This window comes from Candidatus Kapaibacterium sp. (assembly GCA_025059875.1).
In the GTDB taxonomy this organism is placed as follows: Bacteria; Bacteroidota; Ignavibacteria; order Kapaibacteriales; family HRBIN21; genus HRBIN21.
Genome location: JANXCT010000001.1, coordinates 1 through 19,521, shown reverse-complemented (window position 1 = coordinate 19,521; position 19,521 = coordinate 1). Strand labels below are relative to the sequence as shown.

Sequence of the window (19,521 nt, the reverse complement as noted above, 5' to 3'; positions counted from 1 at the left end):
CGTTCCCGTGCTGATGATACTACTTCTTGACGGCCTTCTTCTTTCCAGCGACCGTCTTCCGCTTCCCTTTACGAGTTCGGGCATTTGTGCGCGTACGCTGTCCTCGGACGGGCAGCCCCATCCGGTGGCGGAGACCGCGATAGCAGCCGATGTCTATGAGACGCTTGATGTTCATTTGGACTTCGCTTCGGAGCTGCCCTTCTACTTTGTAATCCTGGATGACCGAGCGAAGACGGGCGATTTCTTCGTCGGTCCACTCCATAACCTTCTTCATCGGGTCCACGTTCGCTCGATGCAATACCTCTAACGCCCGTGTCCGGCCAATACCGTAGATGTAGGTCAGTGCGATGAAGCCTCGCTTATTCTTCGGCAGATCGACTCCAGCGATGCGTGCCATCAGTGTCCCCTTCCCTCAGTAGCTCAACCTTGCCGCTGTTTGAAGCGTGGGTTCTTCTTGTTGATGATGTAGATGCGCCCCTTCCGGCGCACAACCTTGTCGTCGGGACTGCGGCGCTTGACGGAAGCTTGAACCTTCATGGTCACTTACTCGGACCCTGTTCCTACTTGTACCGGTAGATGATGCGTCCCTTCGTCAAGTCGTAGGGGGATAGCTCCAGTGTGACACGGTCTCCTGGCAGGATCTTGATGTAGTGCAGTCGCATCTTGCCAGAGATGTGGGCAATCACTTTATGACCGTTGTCCAACCTGACAACGAACTGTGTTCCTGGCAACGTCTCTTCGACAACACCGTCAACACGGATCGGCTGTTCCTTCGGCATGACTTACCAGTGAGTCAAAACGATTGGGGGCGACGCTACCAGGACAGTATGTTCGAAGTGTGCCGCCAATGAGCCATCAGCAGTGTAGACAGTCCATCCATCGGCAGCAACACGAACATCGGGTAGGCCTACAGCAACCATAGGTTCGATGGCGATCGCTTGGCCCGAACGCAGACGCTCGTTCGGGAAGCGCCACCGTAGGTTGCCTGTTGGGACAAAGTTTGGGATTGATGGTGCCTCATGGAGGCGCCGACCAATCCCATGGCCCGTAAGCTCCCGTATGACGGAGCAATTGTGACGCTCGACGTGCTGCTGAATTGCAGCCGCGATATCGTAGACGCGGTTGCCTGGCGTTGCTTGCTCTATCCCTAACCATAAAGCCTCCTCCGTCACTTTGAGAAGGCACTCTGCCTCTGCGGAGATGGAGCCAATCCCAACGGTGAAGGCAGCGTCGGCGTAGTAGCTTCCCTTTCGGACTCCGCAGTCTATGGAAACGAGCTGCCCTTCTTGAAGTCGCCGTTCAGCGCTTGGCATTCCGTGTACGACCTCGTGGTCGATCGAGATGCAGAGGGTATAGTGGTAGCGACGTCCTTCTACTACGTACCCCTTGAAGGCGGGTTCTGCGCCCTGAGAGCGTATTAGCTCTTCCGCAAGCTGGTCCAGTTCTAGCGTGCTTTTTCCTGGATGAAGCTCTTTGCGGATCTGCTGTAGCACGGTGGAGAGTACGTGGGCTGCCTGCTCTAGGCCTTGGTACCTGGAGGTCAATATTGCCGGGAAAGACCTCATCAGTAGCCACGGACTACGCCGACGCCTCGGCCTCGGAGCCGGCCACTCTTCATGAATCCGTCGTAGTGTCGCATGAGTAGATGTGACTCAATCTGCTGCAGTGTATCGAGGGCAACCCCAACGATGATGAGGAGACTTGTCCCTCCAAAGAATGAGGCTAACTCAGAGGGGACACTCAGCACATTGTGTACAAAGACCGGGAGGATGGCTACAACAGCCAGGAAGAGCGCTCCCGGCAACGTGATCCTCGTTAGGACTCGGTCTATGTACTCAGCAGTTGGGGCTCCTGGACGAATGCCAGGAATGAAGCCGCCTTGCTTCTTGATTGTGTCTGCAACCTCCCGTGGGTTGAACACAATGGCCGTGTAGAAGTAGGCGAAGAAGATGATCATGACACTGTACAGGATTGCATACAGGAAGGAGCGCTCACTGAACAGAGCAGCAAGAGTTTCCAAGAGTCGGCTTTCGGGGAAGAAGGTGTAGATGGTCGCAGGGATGAAGAGGATTGCCTGTGCAAACACGATCGGCATTACGCCTGCGGAATTGACACGTAGGGGCAGATATTGGGTTGTCCCGCCGTATACCTTGCGGCCTACTACGCGGCGGGCATACTGCACAGGGATGCGTCGAATACCTTGGGTAACGTAGACCACAGCCGTTACAATCCCAGCCAACAGGGCCAAGAGGATGATGTCAGTTACCCACAGTCGAGAGCCGACGCTGATAAGCTGGATTTCCTGGGCAATTGCCACCGGTAGTGCAGCAATAATCCCGATGAAGAGGATCAGCGAGATGCCGTTGCCAATTCCCCGCTCTGTAATCTGTTCCCCGAGCCACATAAGGAAGATGGTCCCAGCAGTCATGAACACGATGGCGCTGAGAGTGAAGCCGATTCCTGGATGGGGAACGACAGGGCCGCCATTGGGTACCTGCATGCTAGATAACTTGATGCTGACACCCCATGCCTGTAGAGCGGCGATGAAGACCGTCAAGACACGGGTATACTGGTTGATTTTGCGACGTCCCTCTTCGCCTTCACGCTGGAGACGCTGGACTTCTGGGATGACGACCGCAGCCAACTGAAGGATAATTGAGGCAGAGATGTACGGCATGATGCCGAGAGCGAAGACAGCGGCATTCGAGAAGGCTCCCCCAACAAAGAGGTCGTAGAGCCCAAAGAGGGTATTATCCATGCCCAGTCCAGCAACCTGCTGGAGGGCTTGGACATCAATGCCTGGCAGCGTGATATGGCTGCCTATACGAACAACGATGAGAACCCCTAGCGTGAAGAGAATGCGCTGGCGTAGCTCTTCGATATGCCAGATATTCCGCAGTGTCTCAACGAACCGTGCCATGGAGGACTACCTTTCCGCCGGCCGACATAATTTTCTGTTGGGCAGTTGCAGAAAAGTGGTGGGCATGTACTTCCAAGGCCGTCTGTAGCTCGCCATCGCCTAGAATTTTGACAGGCCTCCTACTGCGTATGATACGGAGCTCGTAGAGCAGTTCCGGGGTAACAACAGTTCCTGGGCTCAGGCGCCCCTGATCCACGAGCTCCTGCAACCGTCCGACGTTGACCTCCTGGTACTCCATGCGTAGCGGGTTGCGGAAGCCACGCTTCGGCACCCGACGGTGCAAGGGCATCTGCCCGCCCTCGAAGCCTGGAGGCTGCGAGAAGCCGGACCGAGATTTGTGCCCTTTGTGTCCTCGCGTTGCTGTCCGGCCGTGTCCAGAGCCGACGCCGCGTCCGACGCGCTTTGGGCGCTTGCGCGATCCGTGTGCTGGGCGAAGGGAGCCGATATGGAGAGCTGTCATTCTGTTCCCTCCTTAACCTCCTCCACTCGCACCAGATGCTTCACTACGGCAATCATACCCTCAATTTGAGGATTCTTCGGTTGCACGACACTCCAGTTGGGACGTCCCAGTCCCAAGGCCCGGATTGTACGCTTCTGTTTTTCATTCGCGCCGATGATACTACGCACCTGCGTTATCTTGAGCTTGACTCCCATCACGGCCTCGACTATGGAGTAACTTCTCAACCGGTATCCCAAGGCGTCGTGCCACAGAGTGGGCGTCCTCTAACATCATGAGAGCCTTAAGGGTTGCCTTGACGACATTGTGGGGGTTTGTTGAGCCGAGACACTTCGTCAGCACATCCTGTACTCCAGCTAGCTCTAACACAGCCCTGACCCCACCTGCGGCAATTACACCTGTACCTCGGGCAGCCGGACGCAACAGTACTTTAGCGGCCTTGTACTTGGCGTAGACTTCGTGTGGAATCGTGCTCCCGGAGAGTTGGACCTTGATGATGCTTTTCCGGGCGGCTTCTGTCGCCTTAGCAACAGCATCTGTAACTTCACCTGCCTTTCCCATCCCGAACCCTACGTGCCCCTTACCGTCACCGACGACGACAAGGGCAGTGAAGCTGAAGCGACGTCCTCCGGCAACAACTTTTGCTGTCCGACCAACGTACACTAGCTTCTCCTTGAGCTCCAGTTCCGTCGGTATACGGAGCCTTGGAGTTTTAATGAAGCGTCCCATCGCTGTGTTTGCTGAGCATGTCCAACTGTTAGAACTGCAATCCTGCTTGACGGGCGGCTTCGGCTAGCGCTTTGATTCGACCATGGTACTTGTAGCCGTTGCGGTCGAAGACAACAGTACGAATGCCAGCTTTCAGGGCCCGTTCAGCTAAGGCACGTCCTACTATTTGCGCTTGAGCTACTTTTGGACGCACAGATGAGACTTCTGCTCGGAGCTGTCGATCTATAGTGGAGGCCGAAACCAACGTGTGGCCCCGAGTGTCGTCGATGATCTGCGCGTAGATGTGCTTGAGACTACGGTAGACCGTTAGCCGTGGCCGCTCCGAGGTTCCAGAGACCTTCTTCCGCACCCGTAGTTTGCGCCGCAGGCGCCTCTTCTGCTTCTTCTTCTGCTGGCACCGAATGTCCATGGCTCAGTTACTTACCGACCTGCTGCCTTACCTGCCTTCCGTCTGATGTATTCACCTTCATAGCGGATTCCTTTGCCTTTGTATGGCTCAGGCGGGCGGATAGCACGGATGCGCGCAGCGACTTCCCCTACGAGCTGTTTATCAATACCAGACACCTGGATGACATTTGGTGCTGGGACCGCTATCGAGATGCCTTCTGGTGGGATGAAGAGGACCGGGTGGGAGTAACCAATAGTCAACAGCAACCGGTTCTGTCCTCGCAGCTCTGCACGGTAGCCGATACCCTCTATCTGGAGCGTTCGTGTGAAGCCAGTTGTTACCCCTTGGACAGCTGAAGCTGCCAGAGCTCGGGCCAAGCCATGAGCAGCCTTGACCTTCTTCTCGTCACTTTGGCGCGAAAAGTAGAGCTTTCCATCCCAGTAGTCGCATTGAATCCCAGATGGTAGTGGAACCCGTAGCTCCCCTTTGGGGCCACGGATTCGCAGTGAGTCAGAGAGGATCTCTACCTGCACGCCCTCAGGTACAGGAAGCGGTTTCTTACCAATCCGCGACATGGCTAAGGCTTCTCAAAACACCTTACAAATGACCTCTCCGCCGATGCCCAACCGGCGGGCTTCTGCATCGGTCATAACGCCACGGGACGTTGAAACGATAGCTATTCCAAGCCCGTTGTAGACGCGTGGTAACTCTTTAACACCGGCGTAGATGCGACGGCCTGGTTTGCTGACCCGAACGATTTCTCGCAGTGCGGGACGACCGTTCACGTACCGGAGGGTCAGGCGGAGAATACCCTGTTTACCGTCCTCAATGTACTCGTAGTCACCAATGTAGCCCCGCTCTTTCAGGATAGCTGCAATTGCAATCTTTAGACGACTTGCAGGGCACTCCACTGTGCGATGCCGTGCCGAATATGCGTTTCGGATGCGCGTCAAGAAATCACCAATGGTGTCGCTAACAACGGCCATAGTGCTTGTAGCTACCAGCTTGCCTTACGGACTCCAGGAATCTTACCCTCCAGAGCTAACTGCCGCAAGACAATACGGCATAGGCCGAACTTACGGTAGACGGCTCGCCCGCGGCCTGTTACGAAACAGCGGTTCCGAAGGCGGACAGGAGAGGAATTCCGGGGTAGCTTGTGGAGTTCTTCCCACCGACCCTCACGCTTGAGCTGCTCTCGAAGGGCAGCATACTTTTGAACTAAGCGTCGACGCCTTTCGTTGCGTGCTACCACACTAGTCTTGGCCATGGTCTTCAGCTACGCTTTTGGAACGGGAAGCCGAATTCACTGAGCAAGACATACGCTTCTTCGTCAGTTGGTGCCGTTGTGACGAACGTAATGTCCATGCCGAGAATGTGGTTGACTTTGTCCACGTCAATCTCTGGAAAGATGATCTGCTCTTTGATGCCGACAGTGTAGTTACCGCGCCCGTCAAAGCTTCGGTCAGGGAAGCCACGAAAGTCTCGGATGCGAGGGACAGCGATGTTGATGAAGCGATCCAAAAACTCGTACATTCGGGCACGCCGCAGAGTTACCATGCAGCCGATCGGCATTCCGGCACGTAGCTTGAAGTTTGCGATGGATTTCCGAGCGTACGTAACTACCGGGCGCTGACCAGCTATGAGCTCCAGATGATTGAAGGCCTCCTGCAGGATTCGGATGTCCTGCGTGGCACGTCCTACTCCCATGTTGATGACAATCTTCTCTAGCCTCGGCACCTGCATGACAGATCGGTAGCCGAAGCGCTTCATCAGAGTAGGCACGATGTGCTCCTTGTAGTACAGCCACAACCGCGGTGGGGGGACTGGACCGGTATACTCTTCCAATCGTGGCCCTTCAGGTTTGAACTCAATCACCTTCCGCTTCACACGTGCCATGGTCCCGCTCTACGGAATTTCCTCGCCTGTGGTCTTCGCTATTCGGACTCGAACGATTTTGCCATCGCGTTCCACTCGTCGGATACTGACCCGCGTAGGGCGGCCGTTGCTGTCTACCAACATGACGTTGGAGTAATGGATAGGCATTTCTTTGCTGATGATCCCGCCCTGCGGGTATCGTGGGCTAGGCCGTACGTGCTTTTTGCGCACGTTGACTCCCTCTACGAGGACTCGCATCTTCTTGGGATAGACTGCTAGCACTTTGCCGATTTTGCCTTTGTCGTTTCCGGCGATCACCATGACTGTGTCTCCTCGCTTGATCTTCAGTGCCATGGTGCAGTCTGCAGGCTTTAGACAACTTCTGGGGCTAGCGAGATGATCTTCATGAAGTTTTTCTCCCGCAGCTCTCGAGCCACGGGGCCAAAGACTCGGGTACCCCGGGGCTCACCTGCGGGAGTGAGGAGGACCACGGCATTATCGTCAAAGCGAACATAGGTACCGTCCTTGCGGCGGATTTCCTTGCGCGTACGCACAATGACGGCTTTGTGGACCTCCCCCTTTTTGACCCCCGAGTGAGGAACGGCGGATTTGATGGACACAACGATCACATCTCCAACACTCCCATAGCGTCGGCTACTGCCGCCGAGCACACGAATACACCGCACAACCTTTGCACCAGAGTTATCTGCCACAACCAAGTTGGATTCCTGCTGGATCATAGCTCCTCCGCACTCGGCTGTTGGTGCGACCGCTGCAAGATCTCTACCAACATCCAGCGCTTCCTCCGGCTTAAGGGACGCCACTCAACGACTTTGACGAGGTCGCCGATTTGGCACTGATTATGTTCGTCGTGAGCCATGACCTTTGTCGTCCGCTTGTAGGTCTTCTTGTAAAGCGGATGCATGACATCGCGCTCGATCGTGACGACGATGGTCTTGTTCGCTTTGTTACTGACTACGCGTCCGATCAGAACCCTCCGCCTACCGTATCGCTTAGCCTGTGTGGGGGAGGGTTGGGCTACCTGTGGGTGTTCTTCACTAAGTACCGTCGGTTCAGGTGATTCTGCTATGTGGAGTGCCTGTTCCATAGCTTTGGCTTCTTCTTTGTTTATGTATGAACCCCACGTTCGTGCAGGATGGTTTTAATACGTGCGATGTCTTTTCGCAGGGTCCGAAGGGCAGCGACATTTTCTAATTGCTTGAGGGCGTGTTGGAAGCGGAGCGTCTGCAAGGTCCGTTCCGTTTCGCGTAGTAATTGGCGGAGCTCTTCTGTGGTGAGCTGTCGAAGCTCTGCAGCTTTTCGGGGTTTCATGGCGTCGTTGCGAGCTCCAATCGTTCTACGACCTTCGTCTTGAGCGGAAGCTTGTGCGAAGCTAACCGTAGTGCTTCGTGGGCTGCTTCCCGAGAGACACCGTCTACCTCAAACAGGATCCGTCCGCGCTTGACGACAGCTACCCAGAGCTCGGGACTCCCTTTACCACCGCCCATGCGAGTCTCTAAGGGTTTTTTCGTTACGGGCTTATCGGGAAAGACCCGAATCCAGATCTTCCCACCTCGCTTTAGGTGGCGGCTGATGGCAATACGAGCGGCCTCCAACTGCTGGGCGGTTACCCAGCCTCCCTCAATGGCTTTCAATCCGTAGGAGCCGAATGCTAGGATGGCACCACGGAAGCTCTTGCCGCGGACACGCCCTCGCTGCGTTTTCCGGTACCGCGGTCGTCGTGGCATCAACATGGCTTAGCTCCCTCGCTCACGAGCTGAACGGCGCTGTAAGACTTCTCCACGGCAAATCCATACTTTGACGCCAATAGTGCCGTAAATCGTGTAAGCAGTAGCAAACCCATAGTCGATGTCGGCTCGTAGTGTCTGGAGGGGTACACGGCCTTCCAGGTACTGTTCTTTTCGCGACATCTCAGCACCACCGAGACGGCCTGAGCACTTGATACGGATACCTTCGGCACCCATGCGCATGGCGGCTGCGACAGCTTGTTTCATAGCTCTGCGGAAAGAGATCCGGTTCTCGATCTGCTGGGCAATGTTTTCTGCTACTAGCTGGGCGTCAAGTTCTGGACGCTTGATCTCCGAAATTCGAACTCGGACCTCTTTCCCGCCTGTCAGATGCCGTAGCTCTTCCTCAAGCTGGGCAATGTCCTTACCTGAGCGCCCAATGATGACACCAGGGCGGGAGCTGTGGATCGTAATCGTGATTGCTTTGCCAGTGCGTTCAATCACGATCCGTGAGACGCCAGCATGTTTGAGGCGCTGCTTGAGGTAGGAGCGCAGCCGGATGTCTTCATGGAGCTTCTCCGCGAACTTCTTCTCGTCGAACCAGTAGGCGTCCCACTCCCGGGTAATCCCGAGCCGAAATCCAATGGGATGGACTTTCTGTCCCACGGCTACGACCGCTGTGCTACTGAGACATCCTTAAGGAGCTTCACGACGAGAGTTAGATGATTCGTCCGCCGACGAATCCAGTATGCCCGGCCCATAGGTGCAGGGAGAATGCGCTTGAACATTGGGCCTGGGTCGACGTATGCCCGAGTGATGACCACATCGGCAGGGTCAATAGAGACGTTGTCCTGTTGGGCGGCGAGGTTTGCCAGCGCTGACCGTAGGACCTTCTCGGCATATCGGGCTGCACGCTTCGGAGAGAGACGCAGCAGGCTCAGTGCTTCTGCAGCGGTTTTGTAGCGAATCATGTCCACAACGAGTCGCATCTTCCGCGGCGAGCAGCGAAGGTACCGAGCCACAGCACGTGCTTCCATGGCCATGCTCCTTACTTGCGGGTAGCCGTTCGCTGTTCCTTCCGGTGGCCAGAGTGGCCACGGTAGGTTCGGGTCGGCGCAAATTCCCCTAACCGATGGCCAACCATGTTTTCCGTTACGTAGACAGGGATGAACTTATTGCCGTTGTGCACGGCGAAGGTATGCCCTACGAACTCTGGGAGGATCATCGAAGCACGGGACCATGTCTTGATGACGCGCTTCTCCCCAGAGGCGTTGAGTTGGCGGACTTTCTTGAGGAGTTTGGGATGAACGTATGGCCCTTTCTTCAGCGAGCGTGCCATGACTTACTTACGCCGCCGCAAGATGTACTTGTCCGACTGCTTGTTCTTCTTTCGAGTCTTGAGGCCCTTCGCCAATTGGCCCCAAGGAGACTCAGGGTGTTGACGGCCACCGCCGGACTTGGAGCGCCCTTCGCCTCCACCATTCGGGTGGTCTACTGGGTTCATAGCGATCCCTCTGGTCTGCGGGCGGACCCCAAGCCAGCGCAGGCGACCTGCTTTGCCGTACGAAATGTTCTCGTGATCGGGATTGCTAACTTGCCCGATTGTTGCCATGCAGTGAGAGAGAATCTGCCGCATTTCTCCAGAGGGGAGCTTGACGATGGCGTATTTACCTTCACACCCCATAAGCTGGGCTGCAGTTCCAGCGCTCCGAACTAGCTGCCCGCCCTTACCGGGCTTGAGCTCTATGTTATGAATCAGTGTCCCGGGGGGGATTCGGTAGAGCGGGAGGGCATTCCCAACCTTGATCTCAGCCTGAGGACCAGACTCTATCGTGTCACCTACTTTAAGCCCCTCGGGGGCAAGGATGTAGCGATACTCTCCATCTTCGTACTGGACTAAGGCAATCCGCGCCGAGCGGTTAGGGTCATACTCGATGGTAAGGACTCGGGCTGGGATCCCAATCTTGTTGCGCTTGAAGTCAATGATGCGGTAGCGTCGCTTGTGGCGGCCGCCACGGTGACGAGAAGTGATACGCCCCAGGTTGTTCCGCCCACCTGTGCTTTTGAGAGGTTGTAAGAGGGGCTTGAAGGGACGGTCAGTGGTGAGCTCTTCAAAGGTACTCACTGAATAGAAGCGCGTACCTGGTGTGATAGGTTTCAAGACTCGAATTCCCATGGTTCCTAGACCTACGTAGTGCTCTCTGCCTGCGTTGGTTGACCTTCGACGAGGTCGATATGGTAGCCCTCCCGGAGAGTCACATACGCTTTCTTCCGGTTGGGGAGACGGCCTTCGATACGATGGCCACGGATGAACCGAACTCGTCGCTTGCCCTTGATGCGGACGGTCCGAACACTTTCGACCTTGACCTCGAAGAGCTGCTCTATGGCCTGCTTGATTTGTAGCTTGTTAGCCTTCGGATCAACCTCAAAGACATACTGACGCTGCGCTTGGAGCTTGAGGGCCTTCTCTGTAATGATGGGGCGCTTAAGAATGTTCCACATGGCTGTACTCCTCGCCGAAGGAGGCTACCAATGGTTCAATGGCACCACGGAAGAGTAGTAACTTCTGATGGGCCAGGATATGATAGGCCGAGGCCTGTGGGGCCAGCATCGTCGTCACCAGTGGGAGATTGCGGGCTGAGTAGACGATCGTTTCATCGACCTGGGGCAAGAGGATCAGGGTCTTTGCCTTGTCTAGCTGCAGGTTGCGGAGCACCTCTACCATCAGCTTTGTCTTGATCTGCTCCAGAGTGAAGTCCTGTACTACGATGAGGTTCCCCTCGTGAGCTCGGAGAGAGAGCGCAGATTTACGGGCTAGTCGCTTGACTTTCTTGGGAAGCTCGAGGGTGTAGTCGCGGGGCCGGGGGCCATGCACTTTCCCTCCACCGACCCAGAGGGGAGAGCGGATAGAGCCATGGCGAGCCCGTCCAGTGCCCTTCTGACGCCATGGCTTCCGACCGCCGCCACGCACTTCTGCACGAGTCTTGACTTTGTGGGTTCCCTGGCGGTGGTTGGCTAAGAATGCCCGGACAGCTAAGTAGAGGGCATGCTCATGCGGCTCAATCCCGAAGATGCTGTCAGGCAATTCCACTTGCCCGATGACAGTCCCACTCTTGTCCCATAGATCAACAACCATGGCTTTAGAGCTTGACGATTTCCACCAATCCGTTAACCGGTCCAGGGACAGCGCCTTTGACGAGCAGCAAGTTGTGTTCGGGAATAACTTTGAGGACTTCCAGGTTTCGGATCGTTACCCGTTGGTTCCCCATGCGACCTGCCATTCGGAGTCCCTTGAGCACTCGCGAGGGGAAAGAGGAGGAGCCGATCGAGCCTGGGGCACGTTCGCGATTGTGCTGTCCATGAGTCGCCATGCCAACACCACCGAAGCCGTGTCGCTTGACGACACCTTGGAAGCCTCGGCCTTTGCTGTAGCCCGATATCTTGACCTTATCCCCCGGAGTGAATTGCTCGACTGTGAGGAGTTGACCTATGCGGTAAGAGCTAATCGGGACACGGAACTCCTTCAGGTATCGGACTGGGTCTACTCCTGACCGAGAGAAGAGTCCTTGCAGTGGTTTTGTGAGCTTACGCTTCGGAAGAGGTTCAAAACCCAGTTGGACAGCTTCGTAACCATCGCGCTCGCGAGTTCGTAGCAGAACAACGGGGCAAGGCCCTGCTTCTATGACGGTGCACGCCACGACGCGCCCATCAGGGAGCGCCATCTGGGTCATGCCGAGCTTCTTGCCTAGTAGTATGCTCGTCATTACCTACACCTTGACTTCTACATCAACACCGGCGGGCAATTCGAGCCGCATGAGAGCTTCGACTGTGCGAGGTGAGGCATTATAGATGTCAATGAGGCGCTTGTGGATGCGGATCTCAAACTGCTCCTGGGATTCCTTGTCTATGTGAGGAGAGCGGTTGACGCTGAAAAGCGTCCGCTCGGTTGGGAGTGGGATGGGACCAGAGACGACAGCCCCTGTCTGTTTCACCGTTCGGACGATGCGCTCAGCGGAGCGCTCAATCAGAACGTGATCGTACGATTTCAGCTTGATACGGATCCGCTCCATCCTCTGCTGTACACGGATAGGTTTCACTCGCAAACGAGATACAGCGGGGGCAGCAGATGGGCTGCCCCCGCTACGAGGACGTGATTCTACTCCACGATCTTCGTTACTACGCCAGCACCAACCGTGCGGCCACCTTCACGAATCGCGAAGCGTAGCCCCTCTTCCATAGCCACGGGGCTGATGAGTTCGATCAGCATACCATCTACATTGTCACCGGGCATGACCATCTCTACTCCAGGTGGGAGATGGATAGTTCCGGTGACATCAGTGGTTCGGAAGTAGAACTGAGGACGGTAACCACTGAAGAAGGGAGTATGTCGTCCTCCTTCTTCCTTTGTGAGCACATAGACTTGGGCATGGAACTTATGGTGCGGCGTGATGGAGCCTGGTTTAGCGACAACCATTCCCCGTTCGACTTCATCCTTATCTACTCCGCGGAGGAGTAGTCCAACGTTATCTCCTGCCTGTCCTTCGTCCAGAACCTTCCGGAACATCTCAATGCCAGTGACCACGGTCTTCTTGTGCATTCCGAAGCCGATGACCTCCACCTCGTCGTTAAGACGCACAACGCCGCGTTCGATCCGACCGGTTACGACTGTCCCACGACCGGTGATAGAGAAGACATCTTCTATTGGCATCAGGAAGGGCTTATCGATCTCCCGTTGTGGCAGGGGAATGTAGTTGTCTATAGCATCCAGCAACTCCCAGATGCACTGAAAGCGTGGATCGTCGGCTGTTGTGTTCGGATCTAATCCAGCTTCCATTGCCTTCAATGCAGAGCCCCGGATGACGGGGATTTCGTCGCCAGGAAACCCGTATTTGCTCAGCAATTCCCGGACTTCTAACTCTACAAGGTCGATGAGCTCGGGATCTGCAGCATCGACTTTGTTCAGGAAAACCACGATGGAGGGAACACCAACCTGACGTGCCAGCAAGATGTGCTCCCGCGTCTGGGGCATGGGACCATCAGTAGCCGCCACAACAAGAATAGCTCCGTCCATCTGGGCGGCCCCAGTGATCATGTTCTTGATATAGTCTGCATGCCCTGGACAGTCTACATGCGCGTAGTGGCGCTTCTCTGTCTGGTATTCCACGTGGGCAGTGTTAATTGTGATGCCCCGCATGCGCTCTTCGGGGGCATTGTCAATGGACTCAAACGTTCGTGGCTGTGATAACCCCTTCTTCGCCAGCGCCATTGTGATGGCAGCGGTCAAGGTCGTTTTTCCGTGGTCAACATGGCCAATAGTCCCGACGTTAACGTGCGGCTTCGTGCGCTCAAATCGCTCCTTCGCCATTGGTATACCGATCGTTGTTCCGACAAACCTAAAACTATGCCAATACCTTCTCGCCTGCCGTCACCTTGTGTGGTACGGGCTCATAATGCGAGAAGAGCATTGTATACGATCCGCGCCCCTGCGTTAGGGACCTCAATTGGGTGACGTATCCGAACATTTCCGCTAGTGGCACGAATGCGCGTATCTGATGGAGGCAGCCCTGAAGTTGGACGCTCTCGATCCGACCGCGGCGCATATTTAGATCCGCGAGCACGTCGCCGAGAGCCTCTTCTGGAGTGAGTACCTCTACTTGCATCAAGGGTTCTAACAGTACTGGGCGTGCTCGAGCTATCCCTTCACGGAAGGCCAGTGTTGCAGCTGCTTGGTAATCTGCCTCAGAGGATTCTCCTTCACGGTAGGAACCTCCAACGAGGCGGACGACAACATCCACGACTGGATATCCTGCAACAGGACCTGCTGCGGCGGCTTGCCGGATCGCTCGTTCTATGGCCGGGATGAATGAGGGGGGTATGGCAGGCTCTGTCAAGGCGTTTTCAAAGGTAATGTCGCTGTTACGGCCCCCTGGGCTTAGCTCCAGGACCACATGTCCATAGTGGCTGTAGGCTCCACCTTGGGTTGAGCGTACAAACCTCCCCTCTTGGCGGACGGTTTGTGTGATGGTCTCACGGTAGCTGACGTATGGGCGTCCAACTTTGACAGGGATACCGAATTCCCGCTGTAGGCGCTCTACGAGGATTTCTAGATGGAGCTCGCCGACACCGCTGATAAGGATCTGGCCCGTCTCTTCGTCTGCTCGGTAGTAGAAGGTGGGGTCTTCATCAGCGAGGCGTTGCAGAGCTTCTATGAGGCGATCGACGTCCGCCGCACTCCGTGCTTCAATGGCTTGGTTGATGACAGGCGGAGAGAAGAGAATCGGCTCAAAGACGAGAGGGTAGTGTGGATCACAAAGCGTATCACCTGTCTTAGTCCATCGCAAACCTGGAACAGCTATGATGTCGCCAGCATAGGCTTCCGTTATTTCCTCACGCCGATTCGCATACATGCGCAAGAGCTTATGCAGCCGCTCTTGCTTCTTCGCGGCCGGATTCAAGAGGGATTGCCCTTGCTCGAGCGTTCCGGAATATAGCCGTAGGAAACTCAGGCGCCCAACATATGGATCGCTCAGGACTTTGAAGCAGAGAGCTGCAGTCGGCGTATCGTCTGTCGGTAGACGCTCAACCTCTCCCGTACCATCCACCGTATAACCGCGGATTGCACCGATATCTGCCGGCGACGGGAGATAGTCAATAATCGCATCTAGAAGGAGCTGTACCCCAATGTTTCGGAGTGAGGAACCGCAGCAGACAGGGACAAACTGTCGGTGCAAAGTCCCAATTCGCAGTGCTGAGCGAACATCTTCTGAGGATGGTGTTGTCCCCGAGACGTAAGCCTCCAGAATGCTGTCATCAACCTCTGCTATAGCTTCCAAGAGGCGCTCGCGATAGTACTGGACCTCTTCTTGGTACTCCTCAGGGATTGGCAAGGCTGTATACCGTGTCCCATATGTCTCAGGATCAAACACGTAGAGTTGACTCGAAATGAGGTCGATGACGCCAGCAAAGGAAGGCCCTTCCCCATACGGGATCTGGATGGCTACAGGGCGAGCCTTTAGGCGTTGTTGAATTTGTTCCAGGGCACGAGCGAAGTTTGCCCCCACACGGTCCATCTTGTTAATGTACGCAATTCGGGGGACTCCATAGCGGTCAGCATGGTGCCATACAGCCTCTGATTGAGGCTGAACACCAGCTACACCACAGAAGACCACAACGGCCCCATCGAGAACTCTAAGGGAGCGTTGGACTTCTGCTGTGAAGTCCACATGGCCCGGAGTGTCGATGATGTTGATCTGATGCTCTCTCCAGAAGCAGGTGACAGCGGCAGAGGTAATTGTGATCCCTCGCTCTTTCTCTTGCTCCATGTAGTCCGTAAACGCCGTCCCCTCATCGACTTCGCCCATCCGATGGATGAGCCCGGTGTAGTAGAGGATGCGCTCCGTAGTCGTCGTCTTCCCGGCATCGATGTGGGCAATGATGCCAATGTTACGGAGTTGCTCTATAGGGACACGGCGGGGCATCTCTTTCAGGTTGTTGCCACTCGTTCACCACCGATAGTGTGCAAATGCACGGTTTGCCTCGGCCATGCGGTGGACTTCGTCGCGCTTGCGAACAGCATTGCCTTCACCATTCGCTGCTGCAATGAGTTCTGCAGCTAACTTGAGGGCCATGGACTTATCCCGGCGCTCACGAGCATACTGTTTAATCCAGCGCATTGCTAACGCAATCCGGCGATCTTCTCGGACCTCCATTGGAATCTGGTAGTTCGCTCCCCCGATACGGCGGGAGCGGACTTCGACAACCGGAGCCACGTTAGCGATGGCCTTGCGGAAGATCTCAAGTGGATCCTTCCGCGTACGCTCGCGGATGATATCGAAAGCTTCGTAGACAATTCGGCGTGCGATGCTCTTTTTGCCATCGCGCATGATCACGTTGATGAACTTTGCAACCATCCTATCCCCATAGACGGGATCAGGGTCAATGATGCGTTTTTCTGCGCGTCTTCGGCGCATGGTCTGACCTTCTTTGCTACTTCGCTTTCGCTGTCGCCTTTGCTGCTGCAGGTGCTTTGGGACGTTTGGTACCGTACTTGGAACGGCCTTGGCGTCGGCCTTCTACTCCTTGGGTATCAAGAGTGCCGCGGATGATATGGTATCTCACGCCTGGGAGGTCTTTAACGCGTCCACCACGCACGAGAACGATAGAATGTTCTTGCAGGTTGTGCCCTTCGCCCGGGATGTAAGCGATAACCTCCACGCCGTTGCTCAACCGTACTTTGGCGACTTTGCGGAGCGCTGAGTTTGGTTTTTTGGGCGTAGTCGTATACACACGGATACAGACCCCACGTTTTTGGGGACATCCCTGGAGGGCGGGGGACTTGCTCTTTCTCTGTACCCGCTCTCGGCCTAGCCGGATAAGTTGTTGAATCGTTGGCACCGCTTACCCCTGCTGTAGGAAGACCGAACGAGCCTGCAAATTTACAAGACTAAAGAGCAACCTACGCAGCTCTTTCAAGAGCTTGACGCTTTCGGTACTCTCGTACAAGCTCTTCCTGGATAGAGCGTGGTACTGGAGCGTAGCGCAGGAACTCCATCGTGAACTCACCCTTTCCTTGCGTTGCGCTTCGCAGGTCGGTAGAGTAGCCAAACATCTCTGCTAAGGGGACCTCTGCCTCGATAATCGCGTAGCCGTTATCGATCGTGGTATTCGTAATAACCCCACGCCTCTGGTTGATCTGACCAATGACGGCTCCCTGGAACTCCTCAGGTACGGAGACTTCTAGCTTCATAATCGGCTCCAACACGATCGGGTTGGCACGCTCATAGGCTTCTCGAAATGCAGCCACCGAGGCAATCTTGAAGGCGAGCTCCGAAGAGTCTACAGGATGTGTCTGCCCATCATTGAGGACGACACGGACCCCTACAACGGGCTTTCCGATGAGGGGGCCTCGTTGGAGAGCTTCCTGGAAGCCTTTGTCGCATGCTGGAATGAACTCACGTGCAATCGCTCCGCCGACGATCTGATCCACGAATTCGTAGCTGATCCCACTCTCCAGGGGGATTGGCTCAATGTAGCCTGCTACGCGAGCAAACTGCCCAGCGCCACCGGTTTGCTTCTTGTGGAGGTAGTTGAACTCAGCCCGTTGGGTGATGGTTTCTCGATAGGCTACCTGGGGGCGCCCTACCTCGACCTCGCAATCGTATTCGCGGCGCATGCGCTCTATGTAGATCTCAAGGTGTAACTCGCCCATGCCACGGATGAGGGTTTGCCCCGTCTCCTCGTCACGGGCCACTTGGAAGGTAGGATCTTCTTTGGTAAAGCGGCTAAGGGCCTTAGCGAAGTTGGCATACTTGTTACGGTCTTTGGGGGTTACGGCCAGCTCCATGACAGGGGTAGGCAGATACATCCCCGTCAAGGTGACGTTGAGCTGTCCATCTGTGAACGTGTCACCGCTGGCACACTCTACACCGAAGACGGCCACGATATCGCCGGCAGCAGCGATCTCAATGTCGTGGAGCTGATCTGCATGGATGCGTCCGATTCGAGGGACACGCGTCTTGCGGCCGTTGGACGCGTTGACTATTGTGTCTCCTTTGCGAAGAGTGCCCTGGTAGATGCGGATGTACGTCAACTGCCCGTACTTCCCGTCCTCCAGCTTGAAAGCGAGGGCAACTAAGGGCAGTTCCGGGTCAGGAGAGAGGGGAACGCTCTGCCCTGTGTCCCGGTCAATTGCTTCGTAGGCGACGTCCAGAGGGCTAGGGAGGAACAAGCAGACGCCATCCAGCAGTGGTTGTACGCCCCGGTTCGTCTTAGCTGAGCCAACGTACACCGGGGTCAGCTCACGGCGGAGTGTGGCACGCCGGATAGCGGCGACAAGCTCTTCTGTGGAAATCGGCTCATCGGCTAGGAATTTCTCTGCAATGGCATCGTCAACGTCGGCAACCGTTTCGATGAGCTCCTGACGGCGGCGCTGTGCTTCTTCGACCAGATCAGAAGGGATATCGTGCTCTACAACGTGCTCGCCGTTGGGCCCTTCAAAGGTGAGCATTCGGAGTCTCAAGAGGTCTATGACTCCCTCGAAGCGATCCTCAAGCCCAACGGGCATCGTGATGAGTGCGGGGCGATGGCGGAGCTTTTCGCGCATCTGCTGCAAGACCTTGTCGGGATTTGCACCCGGACGGTCCAGTTTGTTGATGAAAGCAAGTCGGGGGACTCGATACCGCTGCATCTGGCGGTCCACAGTCATCGTTTGGCTCTGGACGCCTGCGACGCCACAGAGGACGAGGATGGCACCATCGAGCACGCGAAGTGCCCGTTCCACCTCGACGGTGAAATCAACGTGGCCAGGGGTATCAATGAGGTTGATGTGGTGCTGGTTCCAGCTACAGTACGTTGCAGCCGCTTGGATGGTGATGCCCTTCTCTCGCTCCAGCTCCATGTAATCTAGCGTGGGTCCGCCGCCAGTCTTGCTGCGTACCTCTTCGATTCGGTGAATCCGCCCCGTGTAGTACAGAATGCGCTCGCTGAGGGTCGTTTTGCCGGAGTCTATGTGGGCCGAAATGCCAATGTTGCGGATCTGGCGAATTTCCAGAGCCGACTTTCCACGGATTGCTGTGTCCTCACGCATAGCTTGATATGCCTTCGGGGGTGTGAGACAGGCGTGATTGTAAAATAGATTGCAAAGTTAGCAACTTGACCGGGAGCTAAGGCCTATAACTAGGTGGCGACTAGAGGCGTCCAGAGAATGGAGGAAAACTCGTAAGTTTGTAGCCCGTTGAGAGAGGTATCCCCCTTACTTCCTGGAGAGGGGGTTGCATAAAAGCGTTTGGCGTTGTAATTTTGTACCCCTGTTGACAATTCAACGCGGGCAGCGTTCTTTGAAAACAGGGAGCAGCGGCACCTACGGTGCCCTGAGGGAGAAGGCAGAGGGAGAGTACTCTCTTGCTAGATAGTACGGAGAGTTTGATCCTGGCTCAGGACGAACGCTGGCGGCGTGCCTAACACATGCAAGTCAAGGGGTGCAGAGGTTCGTCCTCTGCTGCCACTGGCGCACGGGTGAGTAACGCGTAGGTAACCTGCCCTCAGCCCTGCCATAACCTCGGGAAACTGGGGCTAATAGCAGATGAGGTCGGGAGGGGAAGTTCCTTCCGATCAAAGGGGAAACTTGGCTGAGGATGGGCCTGCGTCCTATCAGGTAGTTGGTAGGGTAACGGCCTACCAAGCCGACGACGGGTAGCTGGCCTGAGAGGGTGGTCAGCCACACCGGCACTGAGACACGGGCCGGACTCCTACGGGAGGCAGCAGTGGGGAATCTTGCACAATGGGCGACAAGCCTGATGCAGCGACGCCGCGTGCGGGAAGAAGGGGCGTATGCCTTGTAAACCGCTGTCGGGGGGGAGGAAAGGGGGAGCAAAGCTCCCCTGGGACAGTACCCCCAGAGGAAGGG

31 protein-coding genes and 1 rRNA gene are annotated in these 19,521 nt (G+C 55.8%); 1 reads left to right on the top strand and 31 read right to left on the bottom strand.

Annotated elements, in window-relative coordinates; genetic code table 11:
• Positions 1–19: 19 nt before the first annotated feature.
• The 31 genes from rpsM to fusA (NZ960_00010) form a co-directional block, all read right to left on the bottom strand.
• Positions 20–397 carry a 30S ribosomal protein S13 gene (rpsM, locus tag NZ960_00160; protein MCS7176034.1) on the bottom strand — a complete coding sequence of 126 codons (378 nt, stop codon included), beginning with the start codon at positions 395–397 and terminating at the stop codon, positions 20–22.
• Between the two features lie 23 nt (positions 398–420).
• Positions 421–537: a type B 50S ribosomal protein L36 gene (gene ykgO / locus NZ960_00155; GenBank protein ID MCS7176033.1), complete on the bottom strand. Its 117-nt coding sequence runs from the start codon at positions 535–537 to the stop codon at positions 421–423.
• A gap of 23 nt (positions 538–560) precedes the next feature.
• Positions 561–779, bottom strand: a complete 219-nt coding sequence (gene infA / locus NZ960_00150) for a translation initiation factor IF-1 (protein ID MCS7176032.1) — start codon at positions 777–779, stop codon at positions 561–563.
• A gap of 3 nt (positions 780–782) precedes the next feature.
• A complete protein-coding gene (map, locus tag NZ960_00145) occupies positions 783–1,565 on the bottom strand; it encodes a type I methionyl aminopeptidase (protein ID MCS7176031.1) in 783 nt (260 codons plus the stop codon).
• The gene (gene secY / locus NZ960_00140; GenBank protein ID MCS7176030.1) at positions 1,565–2,920 is read right to left on the bottom strand and encodes a preprotein translocase subunit SecY; all 1,356 of its coding nucleotides are present in this window, start codon (positions 2,918–2,920) and stop codon (positions 1,565–1,567) included. The genes map and secY overlap by 1 nt, the downstream gene beginning before the upstream one ends.
• Entirely contained in the window at positions 2,904–3,380 is a 477-nt protein-coding gene (gene rplO, locus NZ960_00135; protein MCS7176029.1) for a 50S ribosomal protein L15, read from the bottom strand. The genes secY and rplO overlap by 17 nt, the downstream gene beginning before the upstream one ends.
• Positions 3,377–3,577, bottom strand: coding sequence for a 50S ribosomal protein L30 (gene rpmD / locus NZ960_00130; protein ID MCS7176028.1), 201 nt, complete (start codon positions 3,575–3,577; stop codon positions 3,377–3,379). The genes rplO and rpmD overlap by 4 nt, the downstream gene beginning before the upstream one ends.
• On the bottom strand, positions 3,540–4,106 hold the full coding sequence (gene rpsE / locus NZ960_00125) for a 30S ribosomal protein S5 (GenBank protein ID MCS7176027.1): 567 nt from the start codon (positions 4,104–4,106) through the stop codon (positions 3,540–3,542). Before rpsE ends, rpmD begins: the two co-directional genes overlap by 38 nt.
• 28 nt (positions 4,107–4,134) lie before the next feature.
• Complete coding sequence (rplR, locus tag NZ960_00120; protein ID MCS7176026.1) at positions 4,135–4,515, bottom strand: 50S ribosomal protein L18; 381 nt, start codon at positions 4,513–4,515, stop codon at positions 4,135–4,137.
• An 11-nt stretch (positions 4,516–4,526) separates the two neighbouring features.
• Positions 4,527–5,069 carry a 50S ribosomal protein L6 gene (gene rplF, locus NZ960_00115; protein ID MCS7176025.1) on the bottom strand — a complete coding sequence of 181 codons (543 nt, stop codon included), beginning with the start codon at positions 5,067–5,069 and terminating at the stop codon, positions 4,527–4,529.
• 12 nt (positions 5,070–5,081) lie between these two features.
• Complete coding sequence (gene rpsH / locus NZ960_00110) at positions 5,082–5,480, bottom strand: 30S ribosomal protein S8 (protein ID MCS7176024.1); 399 nt, start codon at positions 5,478–5,480, stop codon at positions 5,082–5,084.
• Between the two features lie 11 nt (positions 5,481–5,491).
• A complete protein-coding gene (gene rpsN, locus NZ960_00105; GenBank protein ID MCS7176023.1) occupies positions 5,492–5,761 on the bottom strand; it encodes a 30S ribosomal protein S14 in 270 nt (89 codons plus the stop codon).
• 5 nt (positions 5,762–5,766) lie between these two features.
• Entirely contained in the window at positions 5,767–6,390 is a 624-nt protein-coding gene (gene rplE, locus NZ960_00100; GenBank protein ID MCS7176022.1) for a 50S ribosomal protein L5, read from the bottom strand.
• A 9-nt stretch (positions 6,391–6,399) separates the two neighbouring features.
• Entirely contained in the window at positions 6,400–6,723 is a 324-nt protein-coding gene (gene rplX, locus NZ960_00095) for a 50S ribosomal protein L24 (protein ID MCS7176021.1), read from the bottom strand.
• Positions 6,724–6,740: 17 nt separating this feature from the next.
• Entirely contained in the window at positions 6,741–7,109 is a 369-nt protein-coding gene (gene rplN, locus NZ960_00090; protein MCS7176020.1) for a 50S ribosomal protein L14, read from the bottom strand.
• Positions 7,106–7,360, bottom strand: coding sequence for a 30S ribosomal protein S17 (gene rpsQ, locus NZ960_00085; protein MCS7176019.1), 255 nt, complete (start codon positions 7,358–7,360; stop codon positions 7,106–7,108). Before rpsQ ends, rplN begins: the two co-directional genes overlap by 4 nt.
• A gap of 137 nt (positions 7,361–7,497) precedes the next feature.
• Positions 7,498–7,701 (bottom strand): 50S ribosomal protein L29, encoded by a 204-nt coding sequence (rpmC, locus tag NZ960_00080; protein MCS7176018.1) that lies wholly within the window; start codon positions 7,699–7,701, stop codon positions 7,498–7,500.
• Positions 7,698–8,123, bottom strand: coding sequence for a 50S ribosomal protein L16 (gene rplP / locus NZ960_00075; protein ID MCS7176017.1), 426 nt, complete (start codon positions 8,121–8,123; stop codon positions 7,698–7,700). Before rplP ends, rpmC begins: the two co-directional genes overlap by 4 nt.
• A 3-nt stretch (positions 8,124–8,126) precedes the next feature.
• Positions 8,127–8,783 (bottom strand): 30S ribosomal protein S3, encoded by a 657-nt coding sequence (rpsC, locus tag NZ960_00070; GenBank protein ID MCS7176016.1) that lies wholly within the window; start codon positions 8,781–8,783, stop codon positions 8,127–8,129.
• 2 nt (positions 8,784–8,785) lie between these two features.
• On the bottom strand, positions 8,786–9,154 hold the full coding sequence (rplV, locus tag NZ960_00065) for a 50S ribosomal protein L22 (protein MCS7176015.1): 369 nt from the start codon (positions 9,152–9,154) through the stop codon (positions 8,786–8,788).
• 11 nt (positions 9,155–9,165) lie between these two features.
• Complete coding sequence (rpsS, locus tag NZ960_00060) at positions 9,166–9,456, bottom strand: 30S ribosomal protein S19 (GenBank protein MCS7176014.1); 291 nt, start codon at positions 9,454–9,456, stop codon at positions 9,166–9,168.
• A gap of 3 nt (positions 9,457–9,459) precedes the next feature.
• Complete coding sequence (rplB, locus tag NZ960_00055; GenBank protein ID MCS7176013.1) at positions 9,460–10,293, bottom strand: 50S ribosomal protein L2; 834 nt, start codon at positions 10,291–10,293, stop codon at positions 9,460–9,462.
• Positions 10,294–10,304: 11 nt separating this feature from the next.
• Positions 10,305–10,619 carry a 50S ribosomal protein L23 gene (gene rplW / locus NZ960_00050; GenBank protein MCS7176012.1) on the bottom strand — a complete coding sequence of 105 codons (315 nt, stop codon included), beginning with the start codon at positions 10,617–10,619 and terminating at the stop codon, positions 10,305–10,307.
• A complete protein-coding gene (gene rplD, locus NZ960_00045; GenBank protein ID MCS7176011.1) occupies positions 10,603–11,253 on the bottom strand; it encodes a 50S ribosomal protein L4 in 651 nt (216 codons plus the stop codon). The genes rplW and rplD overlap by 17 nt, the downstream gene beginning before the upstream one ends.
• A 4-nt stretch (positions 11,254–11,257) precedes the next feature.
• Entirely contained in the window at positions 11,258–11,881 is a 624-nt protein-coding gene (rplC, locus tag NZ960_00040; protein MCS7176010.1) for a 50S ribosomal protein L3, read from the bottom strand.
• Between the two features lie 3 nt (positions 11,882–11,884).
• Positions 11,885–12,187 (bottom strand): 30S ribosomal protein S10, encoded by a 303-nt coding sequence (gene rpsJ / locus NZ960_00035; protein MCS7176009.1) that lies wholly within the window; start codon positions 12,185–12,187, stop codon positions 11,885–11,887.
• 86 nt (positions 12,188–12,273) lie between these two features.
• Positions 12,274–13,482, bottom strand: a complete 1,209-nt coding sequence (gene tuf, locus NZ960_00030; protein ID MCS7176008.1) for an elongation factor Tu — start codon at positions 13,480–13,482, stop codon at positions 12,274–12,276.
• Between the two features lie 34 nt (positions 13,483–13,516).
• Positions 13,517–15,595: an elongation factor G gene (gene fusA, locus NZ960_00025; GenBank protein ID MCS7176007.1), complete on the bottom strand. Its 2,079-nt coding sequence runs from the start codon at positions 15,593–15,595 to the stop codon at positions 13,517–13,519.
• A 24-nt stretch (positions 15,596–15,619) separates the two neighbouring features.
• Positions 15,620–16,087 carry a 30S ribosomal protein S7 gene (rpsG, locus tag NZ960_00020; GenBank protein MCS7176006.1) on the bottom strand — a complete coding sequence of 156 codons (468 nt, stop codon included), beginning with the start codon at positions 16,085–16,087 and terminating at the stop codon, positions 15,620–15,622.
• Positions 16,088–16,103: 16 nt separating this feature from the next.
• Positions 16,104–16,511, bottom strand: a complete 408-nt coding sequence (gene rpsL, locus NZ960_00015; GenBank protein MCS7176005.1) for a 30S ribosomal protein S12 — start codon at positions 16,509–16,511, stop codon at positions 16,104–16,106.
• Between the two features lie 61 nt (positions 16,512–16,572).
• Positions 16,573–18,702 carry an elongation factor G gene (gene fusA, locus NZ960_00010; protein MCS7176004.1) on the bottom strand — a complete coding sequence of 710 codons (2,130 nt, stop codon included), beginning with the start codon at positions 18,700–18,702 and terminating at the stop codon, positions 16,573–16,575.
• A gap of 323 nt (positions 18,703–19,025) precedes the next feature.
• Here fusA (NZ960_00010) and NZ960_00005 point away from each other — a divergent pair.
• Positions 19,026–19,521, top strand: a 16S ribosomal RNA gene (locus NZ960_00005); the annotation flags it as partial.